Source organism: Streptomyces sp. DG1A-41 (genome assembly GCF_037055355.1).
Classification (GTDB): domain Bacteria; phylum Actinomycetota; class Actinomycetes; order Streptomycetales; family Streptomycetaceae; genus Streptomyces.
On sequence record NZ_CP146350.1, the window covers coordinates 2,658,398 to 2,672,557 of the forward strand.

The 14,160-nt window shown below is 71.6% G+C and carries 14 protein-coding genes and 1 pseudogene; 10 read left to right on the forward strand and 5 right to left on the reverse strand.

From position 1 onward, the window contains the following. Positions 1-36: 36 nt before the first annotated feature. Positions 37-942 (forward strand): helix-turn-helix transcriptional regulator, encoded by a 906-nt coding sequence (locus V8690_RS12430; RefSeq protein ID WP_338778289.1) that lies wholly within the window; start codon positions 37-39, stop codon positions 940-942. Positions 943-946: 4 nt separating this feature from the next. Here V8690_RS12430 and V8690_RS12435 read toward each other — a convergent pair whose 3' ends face one another. Together V8690_RS12435 and V8690_RS12440 are read right to left on the reverse strand one after the other, a co-directional pair. Continuing rightward, complete coding sequence (locus V8690_RS12435) at positions 947-1,762, reverse strand: SAM-dependent methyltransferase (protein ID WP_338778290.1); 816 nt, start codon at positions 1,760-1,762, stop codon at positions 947-949. A 45-nt stretch (positions 1,763-1,807) separates the two neighbouring features. Beyond that, positions 1,808-2,485: a phosphotransferase gene (locus V8690_RS12440; protein ID WP_338778292.1), complete on the reverse strand. Its 678-nt coding sequence runs from the start codon at positions 2,483-2,485 to the stop codon at positions 1,808-1,810. Between the two features lie 336 nt (positions 2,486-2,821). Between V8690_RS12440 and V8690_RS12445 the strand changes: the two genes are divergently transcribed. The 5 genes from V8690_RS12445 (at position 2,822) to V8690_RS12465 (ending at position 8,297) form a co-directional block, all read left to right on the forward strand. Next, on the forward strand, positions 2,822-4,039 hold the full coding sequence (locus V8690_RS12445; protein WP_338778294.1) for a prenyltransferase/squalene oxidase repeat-containing protein: 1,218 nt from the start codon (positions 2,822-2,824) through the stop codon (positions 4,037-4,039). Then, positions 4,036-4,665 (forward strand): SCO2322 family protein, encoded by a 630-nt coding sequence (locus tag V8690_RS12450; RefSeq protein WP_338778295.1) that lies wholly within the window; start codon positions 4,036-4,038, stop codon positions 4,663-4,665. Before V8690_RS12445 ends, V8690_RS12450 begins: the two co-directional genes overlap by 4 nt. Positions 4,666-4,759: 94 nt before the next feature. Continuing rightward, complete coding sequence (locus tag V8690_RS12455; RefSeq protein WP_338785325.1) at positions 4,760-5,815, forward strand: energy-coupling factor transporter transmembrane component T; 1,056 nt, start codon at positions 4,760-4,762, stop codon at positions 5,813-5,815. Next, complete coding sequence (locus V8690_RS12460; RefSeq protein WP_338778297.1) at positions 5,812-7,461, forward strand: ATP-binding cassette domain-containing protein; 1,650 nt, start codon at positions 5,812-5,814, stop codon at positions 7,459-7,461. The genes V8690_RS12455 and V8690_RS12460 overlap by 4 nt, the downstream gene beginning before the upstream one ends. Next, a complete protein-coding gene (locus tag V8690_RS12465; protein ID WP_338778298.1) occupies positions 7,461-8,297 on the forward strand; it encodes an ECF transporter S component in 837 nt (278 codons plus the stop codon). Before V8690_RS12460 ends, V8690_RS12465 begins: the two co-directional genes overlap by 1 nt. A 203-nt stretch (positions 8,298-8,500) precedes the next feature. Here the strand turns inward: V8690_RS12465 and V8690_RS12470 are convergent, their stop codons facing one another. Next, positions 8,501-9,736, reverse strand: a complete 1,236-nt coding sequence (locus V8690_RS12470) for a cytochrome P450 (protein WP_338778299.1) — start codon at positions 9,734-9,736, stop codon at positions 8,501-8,503. 216 nt (positions 9,737-9,952) lie between these two features. Here V8690_RS12470 and V8690_RS12475 point away from each other — a divergent pair, with 216 nt between their 5' ends. After that, positions 9,953-11,122, forward strand: a complete 1,170-nt coding sequence (locus V8690_RS12475; protein WP_338778301.1) for a steroid 3-ketoacyl-CoA thiolase — start codon at positions 9,953-9,955, stop codon at positions 11,120-11,122. Here V8690_RS12475 and V8690_RS12480 read toward each other — a convergent pair. Then, positions 11,106-11,312, reverse strand: coding sequence for a DUF397 domain-containing protein (locus V8690_RS12480; protein WP_338785326.1), 207 nt, complete (start codon positions 11,310-11,312; stop codon positions 11,106-11,108). The two genes, V8690_RS12475 and V8690_RS12480, sit on opposite strands and share 17 nt — an antisense overlap. Between V8690_RS12480 and V8690_RS12485 the strand changes: the two are divergent. From V8690_RS12485 to V8690_RS12495, 3 genes and pseudogenes are all read left to right on the forward strand, one after another. Next, positions 11,305-11,469 (forward strand): annotated as a pseudogene (locus V8690_RS12485) (DedA family protein); the annotation flags it as partial. The gene V8690_RS12480 and the pseudogene V8690_RS12485 overlap by 8 nt on opposite strands. A 92-nt stretch (positions 11,470-11,561) precedes the next feature. Continuing rightward, positions 11,562-12,737, forward strand: a complete 1,176-nt coding sequence (locus V8690_RS12490; protein WP_338778304.1) for a histidine kinase — start codon at positions 11,562-11,564, stop codon at positions 12,735-12,737. Further along, entirely contained in the window at positions 12,728-13,372 is a 645-nt protein-coding gene (locus tag V8690_RS12495; RefSeq protein WP_338778306.1) for a response regulator transcription factor, read from the forward strand. Before V8690_RS12490 ends, V8690_RS12495 begins: the two co-directional genes overlap by 10 nt. Positions 13,373-13,401: 29 nt before the next feature. Here the strand turns inward: V8690_RS12495 and V8690_RS12500 are convergent, their stop codons facing one another. Next, positions 13,402-14,139, reverse strand: a complete 738-nt coding sequence (locus V8690_RS12500; RefSeq protein ID WP_338778307.1) for a hypothetical protein — start codon at positions 14,137-14,139, stop codon at positions 13,402-13,404. Positions 14,140-14,160 lie beyond the last annotated feature (21 nt).

Consider the following 14,160-nt stretch of genomic DNA (forward strand, 5'->3'; position numbering starts at 1 on the left):
CTGCGGAGTTGCGTTCCACCGCAAGGAGACATGCCCATGGGCACCGAAGAGGCCGCTCGTACGACGCCCGGCAGCGGAGCCCTGGACTGCAGATCGGCCGGGCCCATGGTGCCGCGGCTGGCCCTGGGCGCCCGGCTCAGGCGACTGCGCGAGGAGCGCGGCATCAGCCGGGCGCACGCGGGGCATGTCATCCGGGCCTCCTCGTCGAAGATCAGCCGGATGGAGGCCGGCCGGCACGGGTTCAAGCTGCGGGACGTCGGCGATCTGCTCACGCTCTACGGCGTCACGGACGAGGCCGAGCGCGCGACCCTGCTGGCGCTGGCCGAGCAGGCCAACATCCCCGCCTGGTGGCAGTACTACAGCGACGTGGTGCCCGTTTGGATGCAGACCTACCTCGGCGCCGAGCAGGCGGCGAGCGTCATCCGCTGCTTCCAGGTCCAGCGCGTTCCCGGGCTGCTCCAGACCGCCGACTACGCACAGGCCTCCGTCCGGCTCGCCCACCCGGACGCCGGCGCGGAGGAGGTGGACCGCCGGGTCGCGCTGCGGATGACCCGCCAGCGGATTCTGCACCGGCGACAGGCGACCTGGCTGTGGGCCGTGATCGACGAGGCGGCGCTGCGTCGCCCGGTGGGCGGCCTGGCCGTCATGCGCGCCCAGCTGAGGCATCTCATCGAGGTCTGCGGACTCCCGCAGGTCACGGTCCAGATCCTGCCGTTCCGCACCGGCGGTCACGCCGCGGAGGGCGGCCCGGTCACGATTCTGCGCCTGCCCGGCGGCGAACTGCCCGACGTGGTCTACCTCGAACGGCTCACCACCGGGCTCTATCCCGACCGGCCGGCCGAGATCGAGTGCTACTGGGACGCGATGAACCGGCTGGTGGTCGAAGCCGAGTCGCCGGACGAGACTCCGACCATCCTCCACCGCATCCTCCAGGAGACCTGAGAAGTCAACGTTTCAGGGCGACACCGCCGTACTGGTGCACCTCCGCGGGGAGATCCAGGGCGGCTGCGTCGGGGCGCCAGCGCGAGCAGGACGTCACGCCCGGTTCGAGCAGTTCCAGGCCGTCGAAGTAGCGGGCGATCTGCTCGGGGCTGCGCAGGATGTACGGGATCGAGCCGCCGTCGTTGTACTGCTGGATGGCCCGGACGTAGTCCTCGCTGGTGTCGGTGCTGTCGTACTGGACGAGGTAGCTGCCGGAGGGCAGGGCGTCCACCAGTTGCCGCACGATCGAGCGTGCCTCGTCGTGGTCCTCGATGTGGCCCAGGATGCCCATCAGCATGAGGGCGACGGGCTGGTCGAAGTCCAGCGTCCTGCCGGCCTCCCGGATGATCGTGCTCGGCTCGCGCAGGTCGGCGTCGACGTAGTTGGTGACGCCTTCCTGGGTACTGGTGAGCAGCGCGCGGGCGTGGGCCAGCACGAGCGGGTCGTTGTCGACGTAGACGATCCGGCTGTCCGGGGCCACCCGCTGGGCGATCTGGTGGGTGTTGTCCACGTTGGGCAGCCCGGTGCCGATGTCCAGGAACTGGCGGATGCCCTCCTCGGCGGCGAGGTGGCGGACGGCGCGGGCGAGGAAGTAGCGGGCGGCGCGGGCTCCGGTCTCGATCCCCGGGAAGATCTCCCGGAACGCGTCACCGGCCACACGGTCGACTTCGTAGTTGTCCTTCCCGCCCAGCCAGTAGTTCCAGATCCGGGCCGAGTGCGGCACGGAGGTGTCGATCTTGGGGAGCGGCTCCTGCCCGGAGTTCCCCACCTGATCAGTCATGGACGCTCCTGCGTGTGGTCGTGGAGGCCCACGTTAGCTTGGGTGTCAGCGTGTTTGCCTCTGAGACAGGATCAACTCCTCGGCAGCGCCCAGCAGTTCCCGTTCCGCCCGGCTCATCGTCGGGTTGGCGGACCGGCGCCGCAGGGCCTCCGTCAGGGCGGGCCGGGTGAGGGGGGACGCGTCGGCGAGGAGGGCGGTCAGCATGGTGCGGGCCGGGGCTGAGAGGGCATCGTCGGCGACGGCGGCCTGGGCGAGGATCACGGCGGACGCCGCCCAGTCCAGAGCAGGGTCTCCCTCCTCCGTGTCCGACCAGTCGATGACGCGGGGACCGTCGGACGTGAGGATCACGTTCTCCGGGTGCAGATCCAGGTGCAGGACGCGGACCGCCGGGTCGGCGGAGCGCAGGGCGGGGACGGTGTGGAGGTGGCGCAGCAGCCGGGCGAGGATCGAGCCCGCCTCCGTCACGTCCAGCGTGCCCGCCAGGCAGGCCTGGAGCATGGTCGGGCCGGAGAGCCGTTCCATCACCAGGTCCGTGCGCGAGCCGGACGGGCGGACCCGGGGCACCGGGTAGCCGTGGGCGTGCACGTGCTCCATCACCGCGCCCTCACCCGCCGCGTCTCCCCCGCCCTCCCGCTCACGCCGCAGCACCCACGCCTCGTCGAGCTCGTACACATCGGCGCGGCGGCCCGAGCCGAGCAGTCTTCCCGGTGGTGTCGTCGGCATGGGCCGAAGCTATCCCGGCCCACCCGGGGCCCTCAGCCTGTTTTGAACGTGCGGGTACAGTTGGGCAGGTCGTCATCACGCCCGTACGGGGGAAAGCCGGTGCGATTCCGGCGCTGACCCTTCCCCAAGTTTCTCGACTTCGCTCGAACAGGGGAGACCCCTATCGTGAACCGCCCGTCCGCCGAGGCGGTGAGCCGGATCGCCCCGAACGGTTCGTGACCGGCTCACGTGCCCGGCAGGTCGCCGGTGCACGGCACCGTCGAGGTATACGGAGCCGAGCCGCCGGGGGTGCCCCGTGCTGCCCGGCTCCCCCACAGGGAGAGGCACCCGCCGATCATGAACGTCAGCCGCAGCGCCGCGGTCCTGGCCGCCGTCGCCGTGATGGGGGCCGCCACACCGGCCGCGGCCGATCCGTCCCCTTCCCCCTCCCAGGCGTTCCCCTCCGCCCTGTACGGCGGCAAGGACCCCGAGTTCGACGGCGTCTGGCGCCAGTCGCTCGCCCTGCTCGCGCAGGACACGGTGGGGGTGAAGCCCGCTGCGAAGTCCGTGGAGTGGCTGGTGCGCCAGCAGTGCGCGGACGGTTCTTTCGCCCCGTACCGCGCCGACCCCACCACCGCGTGCGACGCCAAGACCATGCTCGACACCAACGCCACGGCCGCCGCCGTCCAGGCCCTCACCGCGCTCGGCGGGCACGACGCCGTAACCGGCAAGGCCGTCGCCTGGCTGAAGTCCGTGCAGAACAAGGACGGCGGCTGGGGTTATTCACCCGGCGGCGCCAGCGACACCAACTCGACGTCCGTCGTCATCGGCGCGCTGACCGCCGTCGGCGAGAAGCCGGAACGGGTCGAGAAGGGCGGCAAGTCGCCCTACGACGCGCTGCTGAAGCTGGCCCTCGGCTGTGACGGCGACGGCGCGGGTGCCTTCGCGTTCCAGCCGGACGAGAAGGGCAAGCCGGTCGCCAACGCGGACGCCACGGCGGCGGGCGTGCTGGGCGCACTGGGCAAGGGCATGGTGGTGAAGCCGGGCGAGAAGACCAAGGCCACCAGAAGCGAACCCTGCGAGGACCCGAACACGCCGGAGCAGGCGGCGGCCAACGGAGCCGCCTACCTCACCAAGGCTCTCGCCAAGGACGGCCACCTCAGCTCGGCCCTCGCGGGCTCGGACCCCCAGCCCGACTACGGCAACACCGCCGACGCGGTCGTCGCGCTCGCCGCGCAGGGCGACACCGGCCAGGCGGAGAAGTCCCTGCGCTGGCTGGCGAAGAACTCCGCGACCTGGGCCGCCCAGAACGGTCCCGCCGCCTACGCCCAGCTGATCTTCGCCGCCCATGCGACCGGCACGAACCCGCGCGACGTCGGCGGCGCCGACCTGGTGAAGCGGCTGAACGCGACGGGCCCGGCCCCGCAGACCGCCGAGAAGACCCAAGCGGCGGAAGAGAAGGGTGACTCGGACTCGGACCTCTTCGGCGTCTGGTGGTACGTCGGTGTCTGCCTCGTCGCCGGTGTGGGCATCGGCTTCCTCTTCAGCGGCCGCAGGAACAGGCAGCAGCTGTGATCCGCCGGGCCGTTCTCCTTCTCCTGGCCTCGTTCCTGCTGTGCTCGGGAGCGGGCCAGGCGGCCCAGGCCGCCGGCTACCGGTACTGGTCGTTCTGGGACCGCGACGGCGACCGCTGGGTCTACGCCACCCAGGGCCCGTCCACGACCCGCCCCTCGGACGGCGACGTCCAGGGCTTCCGCTTCGCGGTCAGCGAGGACTCCGCCGACGCGGCCCGCCCGCGCGGCAAGGCCGACTTCAGGACCATCTGTGCCGACACACCCGAGCAGGACGGCAACAAGCGAGTGGCCCTGGTCCTCGACTTCGGCACGACGACGGACGCCCCGCCCGGCGAGACCCCGCCCACTCCCCGAACGGCCTGCGCCCGGGTCTCCCCCGAGGCGACAACGGCAGACGCCCTGGCGACGGTGGCCAAGCCGTTGCGCTACGACACGAACGCCCTCCTGTGCGCCGTCTCGGGCTACCCGGAGAAGGGTTGCGGAGAGCAGGTGGCGAAGAAGCGGAAGCCCTCCGCGCAGAAGAAGGACACCTCGGACGAGGGCCCGTCCCTGGGGCTGATGGCGGGAATCGCCGCGGTGGCGGTGCTGGCCGCAGCAGCGATCTGGCAGGTACGCCGACGTGGGTAGCCGCACCCAGCCTGCGGGCAGTCGTGCTGCTGGGGCGGCGCCCGTCCCACAGAAGGGCGGCACCCCGCAGCACCGGGTTGCGCAGCCCACTGCCCTGCACCCCGGCGCCTGGTGGCTCTGGGCACTAGCCCTCGGCACCGCGGCCACCCGCACCGCCAACCCCCTCCTCCTCACCCTCCTCATCACGGTCTCCGCCTACGTCGTAGCCACCCGCCGCCCCGACACCCCCTGGTCCCGCTCCTACGGCGCCTTCGTCAAGCTTGCCCTCGCGGTCCTGCTCATCCGCCTCCTCTTCGCCACGATCCTCGGCTCCCCCATCCCCGGCACGCACACCCTCCTCACCCTCCCCGAAATCGGCCTCCCCGCCTGGGCCCAGGGCATCCGCCTCGGCGGCGAGGTCACCGCCGAGGCCCTCACCTTCGCCCTGTACGACGGCCTGAAACTGGCCGCCCTGCTCATCTGCGTCGGCGCAGCGAACGCCCTCGCGAACCCCTCCCGCCTGCTCAAGTCCCTCCCGGGCGCCCTGTACGAGATGGGCGTCGCGGTCGTCGTAGCCCTCACCTTCGCGCCCCACCTCATCGCGGACGTCCAGCGCCTCCGCGCCGCCCGCCGCCTGCGCGGCCGCCCGGACAAGGGAGTCCGGGGCCTGCTGTACGTGGGCCTGCCGGTCCTGGAGGGCGCGCTGGAGCGCTCCGTGTCGCTCGCCGCCGCGATGGACGCCCGCGGCTACGGCCGTACCGCCCAGGTCCCCGCCGCCGTCCGCCGCACCACCACCGCCCTCACCCTCGGCGGTCTGCTCGGCGTGTGCGCCGGAACGTACGGTCTGCTCACCGCCGAGGGCGCCACCTACGGCATCCCGGTACTCCTCATCGGCCTCGCCGCCGCCCTCGCGGGTCTCCGGCTCGGCGGACGGCGCTCGCTACGCACCCGCTACCGCCCCGACCGCTGGGACGTGCGCGCCTGGCTGGTCGTCGCCTCCGGCGTGGCGGTCGCCGCGCTCCTCACGCTCGCCGCGGCCCGGGACCCCGCGGCCCTGCACCCCGGCGTGGTGCCGCTCGTGGCCCCCACGCTCCCGCTCTGGCCCGCGGCGGCGGTCCTCCTCGGCCTGCTGCCCGCGTTCGTCGCCCCCGACCCCAAGGAGCCGTCGTGATCCGCTTCGAGGACGTGTCCGTGACGTACGACGGGGCCGCCGAACCCACCGTCCAGGGCATCGACTTCGAGGTCCCGGAGGGTGAACTGGTCCTTCTGGCCGGGCCGTCCGGTGTCGGCAAGTCCACCGTCCTGGGCGCGGTCAGCGGGCTGGTCCCGCACTTCACCGGCGGCACCCTGCGCGGCAGGGTCACGGTCGCCGGCCGCGACACCCGCGCCCACAAGCCGCGCGAACTCGCCCACATCGTCGGCACGGTGGGCCAGGACCCCCTCTCCCACTTCGTCACCGACACCGTCGAGGACGAACTCGCCTACGGCATGGAGTCGCTGGGCCTCGCCCCGGACGTGATGCGACGCCGCGTCGAGGAGACGCTCGACCTGCTCGGCCTGGCCGGCCTGCGCCACCGCCCGATCGCCACGCTCTCCGGCGGCCAGCAGCAGCGCGTCGCGATCGGCTCGGTCCTCACCCCGCACCCGAGCGTCCTCGTCCTGGACGAGCCGACCTCCGCGCTCGACCCGGCCGCCGCCGAGGAGGTCCTGGCGGTCCTCCAGCGGCTCGTGCACGACCTCGGCACGACGGTCCTCATGGCCGAACACCGCCTGGAGCGCGTCATCCAGTACGCCGACCGGGTCGTCCTGCTGCCGAGCCCGGGGGCGGCCCCCGTGCTGGGCCCGCCGGCCGAGGTGATGGCCGTCTCCCCGGTGCATCCGCCGGTGGTGGCCCTGGGCCGCCTGGCGGGCTGGACACCCCTGCCGATGACGGTCCGCGACGCCAGGCGCAGGGCAGCAGATCTGAGGCAACAGCTGGAAGACGCCCCTGAGGGGCGCGGGGAACTGCGCGACAAGCCCCCCACAACCCGCACCCGCGAACCCTCCGAACCACCCACCCCGGCAGGCGCACTCCGCTCCCTCTCGGTCACCCGCGCCCGCATCCAGGCCCTCCGCCACATCGACCTCACCATCACCCCCGGCGAGACCATCGCCCTCATGGGCCGCAACGGCGCCGGAAAGTCCACCCTCCTCGGCTCCCTGGTCGGCCTCGTCACACCCACCTCGGGATCCGTCCGGGTCGGGGACGCAGTCCCCCACCGCACCGCACCGAAGCACCTCGTACGCAAAGTCGGTCTCGTGCCGCAGGAACCCCGCGACCTGCTCTACGCCGACACCGTCGCCGCCGAGTGCGCGGCGGCAGACGAGGACGCGGACGCCGAACCGGGCACGTGCCGGGCCCTGGTCTGCGAACTGCTGCCCGGCGTCACCGACGACACCCACCCCCGGGACCTCTCGGAGGGGCAGCGGCTCGCTCTCGCCCTGGCCGTGGTGCTGACCGCCCGGCCTGCGCTGCTCCTGCTGGACGAGCCGACGCGCGGCCTGGACTACGCGGCGAAGGCCCGTCTGGTCGGTGTGCTGCGGGCTCTGGCCGCCGAGGGGCACGCCATCGTGCTGGCCACGCACGACGTGGAGCTGGCCGCCGAGATCGCGCACCGGGTGGTGCTGCTCGCCGACGGCGAGGTGATCGCCGACGGCCCGACGGCGGACGTCGTGGTCTCGTCCCCCTCCTTCGCCCCGCAGGTCACCAAGATCCTGGCCCCGCAGCAGTGGCTCACGGTCGCCCAGGTCCGCGCGGCCCTCCGCGGGACCGGCTGATGGACACCCGGAGCAACCCCCAGAGGCAGGCCCGGGCCGTCCGCCTCGGCCCCCGCTCCGTCGCCGCCCTGGCCCTCGTCAGCGCCGTGGGCGTGGTCGGCTTCGGCTGGCCGTTCCTGACCCCGCCCACCTCGCGGCTCAGCGCCCACGCGCAGGACGCGCCCTGGCTCTTCGCGGGCCTGCTGGTACTGCTCGTGGCGGTGGTGGCCGCGGCGATCTCGGAGTCCGGGCTCGGCCCGAAGGCGGTCGCGATGCTCGGCGTGCTGGCCGCGACGGGGGCGGCCCTGCGGCCGATCGGCGCCGGTACCGCCGGGATCGAGCCGATGTTCTTCCTGATGGTGCTGAGCGGGCGGGTCCTCGGCCCGGGGTTCGGGTTCGTCCTCGGCTCGGTGACGATGTTCGCGTCCGCGCTGCTCACGGGTGGGGTGGGCCCGTGGCTGCCGTTCCAGATGCTGGCGATGGGCTGGTTCGCGATGGGCGCGGGCCTGCTGCCGGGCCCAGACCGGCTGCGCGGACGGGCGGAGCTCGCGCTGCTCGCGGTCTACGGCTTCCTCGCCGCGTTCGCCTACGGCACGGTCATGAACCTGGCCGGCTGGCCCTTCATGAGCGCCCTCGCCTCCGGCGTCGCCTTCGACCCGCACGCGGCGGTCGCCACCAACCTGGCCCGTTTTCTCGCGTACTGCCTGGCCACCTCGCTGGGCTGGGACCTGGGCCGGGCCGTCGTCACGGTCGTCCTGACGCTCACGCTCGGTCCCGCGGTCCTCCGGGCACTGCGCCGCGCCACCCGCCGGGCGGCCTTCGAGACGCCGGTCACGTTCGACGCGCCCCGGACGTGAGGCCCCCCACATGACCCACGTCACGTACGAAGCGGGGCCGTAGGGCCAGCCCCCGCTCACAGGGCGGACCCTTCCCGCTTGTGCGGCCAGTCCTAGTACGAGGGGTCTTTGCGGGCAGGGGTCGAGCCCTGCTTCTGTGGACGACCAGGCGGCGGCCCCCTGATCCCCGGGGCCGTCGCCTTCTCCCTGCCCGGCCCGCTACATCAGCCGGTACGCACCCGCAGTTCCTTCACTCCGTTGATCCACGCCGACCGCAACCGACGTGGATCCTCGACCAGTCGCAGATCCGGCATGGCGTCGGCTATGGCGTTGAAGATGAGGTCGATCTCCAGCACGGCGAGGGACTTGCCCAGGCAGTAGTGCGGGCCGCCGCCGCCGAAGCCGAGGTGGGGGTTGGGGTCGCGGGTGATGTCGAAGTCGTCCGGCTCGTCGAAGACCTCGGGGTCGTGGTTGGCGGAGGCGTAGAAGAGGCCGACGCGGTCGCCCTCGCGGATCAACTTGCCGCCCAGTTCGGTGTCCTGGGTCGCGGTGCGCTGGAAGGCGGCGACCGGGGTCGCCCAGCGCACGATCTCCTCCGCCGTCGTCGACAGCCGCTCCCTCTTGTACAGCTCCCACTGCTCGGGGTGGGTGAGGAAGGCGTGCATGCCGTGGGTGATGGCGTTGCGGGTGGTCTCGTTGCCCGCGACGGCCAGCATCAGCACGAAGAAGCCGAACTCGTCGGAGTTGAGGTTGCCCTGGTTTTCCGCCGCCACCAACTGCGTGACGATGTCGTGGGCGGGGCACTGCTTGCGGTCGGCCGCCATGTTCATCGCGTAGGCGATGATCTCCGTGGCCGACTCGGCGCCGACCTCCTCGGTGATGGCGTACTCGGGATCGTCGTAGGCGATCATCTTGTTGGACCAGTCGAAGATCTTGTCCCGGTCCTCCTGCGGTACGCCCATCAGCTCGGCTATCGCCTGGAGGGGCAGTTCGCAGGCGACCTGGGTGACGAAGTCGAAGGGGCCAGTGTGCGCGCGGGCGTTCGCCACGATCGCGTGCGCCCTGGCCCGCAGCCGCTCCTCCAGCGCGCGGATCGCCCGGGGCGTGAACCCGCGCTGCACGATCTGCCGCACCCGCGTGTGCTCCGGCGGATCCATGTTCAGCAGGATGAACCGCTGCGCGTCGATGGCGTCGCGCTCGATGTGCTCGTTGAAGCGGATGATCGCCGTGTTGAGGTACGACGAGAACAGCTCCGGGTGCGTGGAGACGTACTTGACGTCGGCGTGCCGGGTGACCGCCCAGTACCCCTCGTCCTGGAATCCGGCGAGACCCGCCGGCTGCGGCACCCAGCAGACCGGCTCCACCCGGCGCAGCTCGGCGAACTCCGGCAGGGGCACGCGGCTGTGCAGCAGGTCCGGGTCGGTGAAGTCGAACCCCTCGGGCAGCGCGGGACAGGACATGGCGGCTCCCACCACTCGTACCGACTCTGATTCTGACGGCTCGTCAGCTGTGCGGAGTTGCGGTGACGGTAGTAACGGGTTCTATAAGTAGCAAGGGGCACGGGCCCCCCAATTACCCGCACGACTCTTGCGGTCGGCGAGCAGCCCTCAGCACACTGCTGACAGAACTAGAACGCGTACTAGTTCCGCGTAGCCTCCCGGAGAGGACCCGCACCCATGGCTGCCGAACCCGTGATCGTCGAAGCCGTACGCACCCCCATCGGCAAGCGCGGCGGCGCGCTCGCCAACCTGCACCCCGCCTACCTCCTGGGCGAGACCTACCGCGAACTCCTCGGCCGCACCGGCATTCCGGCCGACTGCGTCGAGCAGATCGTCGGCGGCACGGTCACCCACGCCGGCGAGCAGTCCATGAACCCCGCACGCACGGCCTGGCTCACGATGGGGCTCCCCTACGAGACGGCCGCGACGACCGTCGACGCGCAGTGCGGGTCCTCCCAGCAGGCCTCCCACATGCTGGCCAACATGGTCGCCACGGGCGTGATCGACGTCGGCATCTCCTGCGGGGTCGAGTCGATGTCCCGGGTGCCGCTCGGGTCGGGCTCGAAGCACGGGCCGGGCAAGCCGTTCCCCGACGAGTGGAACGTGGACCTGCCGAACCAGTTCGAGGCCGCCGAGCGCATCGCCCGCCACCGTGGCCTGACCCGGGAGAACGTCGACGCCCTGGGCCTCGCCTCCCAGGAGCGGGCCGCCCACGCCTGGGCGGAGGAGCGCTTTAAACGAGAGACGTTCGCGGTCCAGGTGCCGACGACGGAGGAGGAGCAGTACGCCGGGCAGGGCATGTGGCGTCTGGTCGACAAGGACGAGGGCCTGCGCGACACGACGGCGGAAGCGCTGGCCGCGCTGAAGCCGATCATGCCGACGGCGGTCCATACGGCCGGCAACTCGTCCCAGATCTCCGACGGAGCGGCGGCGATCATGTGGGCGTCGAAGAGGATGGCTCGCGCCCTGAAGCTGAGGCCCCGGGCCAGGATCGTGGCCCAGGCGCTTGTGGGTTCCGACCCTCACTTCCACCTCGACGGGCCGATCGACGCGACCAAGGCGGTGCTGGGCAAGGCCGGAATGTCCCTCAAGGACATCGACCTGGTGGAGATCAACGAGGCGTTCGCGTCGGTCGTCCTGAGCTGGGCGCAGGTCTTCGAGCAGGACCTGGAGAAGGTGAACGTGAACGGTGGCGCGATCGCGCTCGGGCACCCGGTGGGAGCCACCGGGGCCCGGCTCGTCACGACGGCGCTTCATGAACTGGAGCGCGCGGACAAGGAGTTCGCGCTGATCACGATGTGCGCGGGGGGCGCCTTGGCCACCGGCACGATCATTCAGCGGTTGTAGTCGTCGTCCAGTTGACGAAGGTGGTGAAGGTGGCGGGGTCGAGGGTGAGGATCGGTCCCGCCGGGTTCTTGGAGTCGCGTATTGCGATGGTGACCTGCGGGATCTCGGCGACTTCGAGGCACTGACCGCCCTGGTCGCCGCTGTACGTCGACTTACGCCACTGAATCCCCGCCGGAATCGCGTTGGTGATGGCCGGTTACTGGTTGGGTGACCAGTGGGAGGTCGTGGAGACCTACGTCGGGATTTTTTCCAAGGTGGTACTTGTCCTGGTGGTCGTCGCCCTCGTGGCGTACGTGGCCATACGGCTGCGTGGCCGCAACCGTCCCCGGCACCGCCGCCCTTCATGACCCACCACCAGCACTCCCGCACGATGGTTGCGCCTCCCGCACCACCTGAGCGATCTTGCTCCGCATGCGCAGCCGCACTACGCTCGGCCCCCGTGCAGGGGGACTCCGGCGAGGACGACGCCACGCCCATTCGGCCACCCTCCTGGCCGAGTCGGAGCATCGGTGCGCTCCTCGGCTGTGCCACGGCCTTGCTCGGCTCCCTTTACTTCCTCGGTGTCGGCACCGCCCTCGGCCCCTTTCTGCTGTGGCCGCTCACCCGGACCAGCGCCCTCGACATCCTCATGGCGGGAGCCCGCCGGTTGACGGTCCTGGAGCGAGCTCGCCGGTCCGCCTTCTTCGGCGACCGCTTCCCCGAGCACTACGAGGTGTCCGGCCAGAAGATCCTGCGCTACCTGGCGGTCCGCTCGCTCGCGGGACTGGTGTGCAGTGCCGTCGTCGCCCTGCTCGCCTTCGGTGTCGTCCTGGCGGGAGTGCTCATGGGAGGCATGCTCCAGGGAAGCCTCCGCTGGCACAACGTGTTGGGGCAGGTGGTCCTCGGCGGGGTCCTGCTGTTCCTCGACCTGCAGGGGCTGCGCTCGCTCGCCGAGCTGGACGCGCGGATGGCCCGTGAGTGCTTCGGCCCCTCCGAGCAGGAGCTGCTGCGGCAGCGCGTCCACGAACTGGCGGCCAGCCGGGCGGCGGTCGTACAGGCCGTGGACGCCGAACGCCGACGCATCGAGCGGGATCTGCACGACGGGATCCAGCAGCGCGTGGTGGCACTCGCCACGCTGCTCGGCCGGGCCCGCCGGGGCCGCGGCGACCCCGGGCGCGCGGACGCACTGATGCGCCAAGCACACCAGGAATCCCAGGACATCCTCGCGGAGCTGCGCGCAGTGGCCTGGCGTGTCTATCCCTCGGCGCTGGACAGCCTGGGGCTCAAGGAGGCGCTGGGCGGCGTGTCCGAGCGGTGCAGCATCCCCGTCCGCACGGAGTTCGAGGTTGGTGGCGAACTGCCGCAACCAGTGGAGACCGCTGCGTACTTCGTGGTGTCGGAGGCCGTGACCAACGCGGCCAAGCACTCCCGTGCCACGGCCGTCTCTGTGCGGGTGGTGCTGCGTGGCAGAGTGCTCGCGGTGCGGGTCCAGGACAACGGCAAGGGCGGCGCGAACCCTTCGGGCAGCGGGCTGAGCGGGCTGCACAGTCGGGTGGCCGCGCTGGATGGCATCCTGCGCGTCGACAGCCCCGAAGGGGGCCCCACCACCATCACCGCGGAGCTGCCATGCGCCTGATGATCGCCGAGGACTCGACCCTGCTGCGCGAGGGGCTGGTCCGGCTCCTCGCCGAAGAGGGCCACGAGATTCTGGGCGCGTTCGGTGACGCCGGCCCTCTGGTGGAGGAGATGACCTTGCGGCGACCTGACGTCGTCGTCCTCGACATTCGGATGCCTCCGACCCACACCGACGAGGGCCTGCGTGCGGCGCTGGACATCCGCGAGCGGTGGCCGGAAATCGGCGTACTGCTGCTGTCCCAGCACATCGAGCGCAACTATGCGGCGCAGCTGCTGGCCTCCACTGCGGAACGGGTGGGATACCTCCTCAAGGACCGAGTCGCTCAGGTCGAGGAGTTCCTGGACGCGTTGGAACGCATCCATGCGGGCGGCGCCGCCATCGATCCCGAGGTGGTGCGCCAGCTGGTCATCCGCACGACGCACGGGGATCCTCTGACCCGCCTCACGCCCCGCGAACGCAGTGTCCTGGAAGCCCTGGCCCAGGGCCACACCAACACGGCGATCGCACACAAGCTGCACATCTCCCTGAGCTCGGTGGAGAAGAACCTCAACATGATCTTCGACAAGCTGGAACTGTCGCACACCACCGGTTACAGCCGGCGGATCCTGGCGGTCCTGAGATATCTGGAGTCGTAGGACGCCGACCGCACATGTCGTGGCCGTCTTCAGCAGGAGCTGACTCCCCGACGGACATAGACGACCACCTCCGCCCCATGCACCCTCGTCCGCTCACACACCACGAACTGCGCCCGCAGCCTCCGGCGTTTGACCTCCTCCTCGGGGAAGCCGTCGAGCGGCTGCCCGGGCGGATCCTGGAGGGCGACGATGCAGTCGGCCGCCAGGATGTGGCGGCGGATCTCGGCGCCAGCGAGCTCGGTGCCGTACAGCGTGCGGGAGACCGCCGGGGGCTTGGCGAGCGCGAGGTCGTCGAGGCGGTCGTAGATCTCGGGGTAGGACAGGAGCCATTCGCGGCGCCGGGACGGCATGAACAGGACCCCGCCGCCGTGGTGCGCCTGCCGCTCCACCACCCGGGCGACCGCGACCACGTCGTCCTTGCGGCTCTCGGGCGAGCGGGCCAGCAGCGACCACGGCAGCAGGACCGCGACCGCCGCCCCGGCCAGCAGACACGTCGTCAGCACCCGGGCGACGGGGGCGAGTCGGTGCCGTTGGCCGATAGCCCGCGCCAGGGCGGTCCCGACGGGCAGGGCCAGGCCTGTCATGCCGTACAGCACGTACCGGTCGACGTACCACGGCTTGACCAGCGAGATCGTCATCAGCAGACCGGCCGGGGCGATGAGCAGCGGCAGGGCGAGGCGGGTCAGGGAGACGGCCCCGGGGGCGCCCACGCGCAGGAGGAGCCGGCACAGCGCCACGGCCGCCGCCGAGAGCGCCGCAGCAGCCACGCGCTCAGGCTCGGAGGTCCG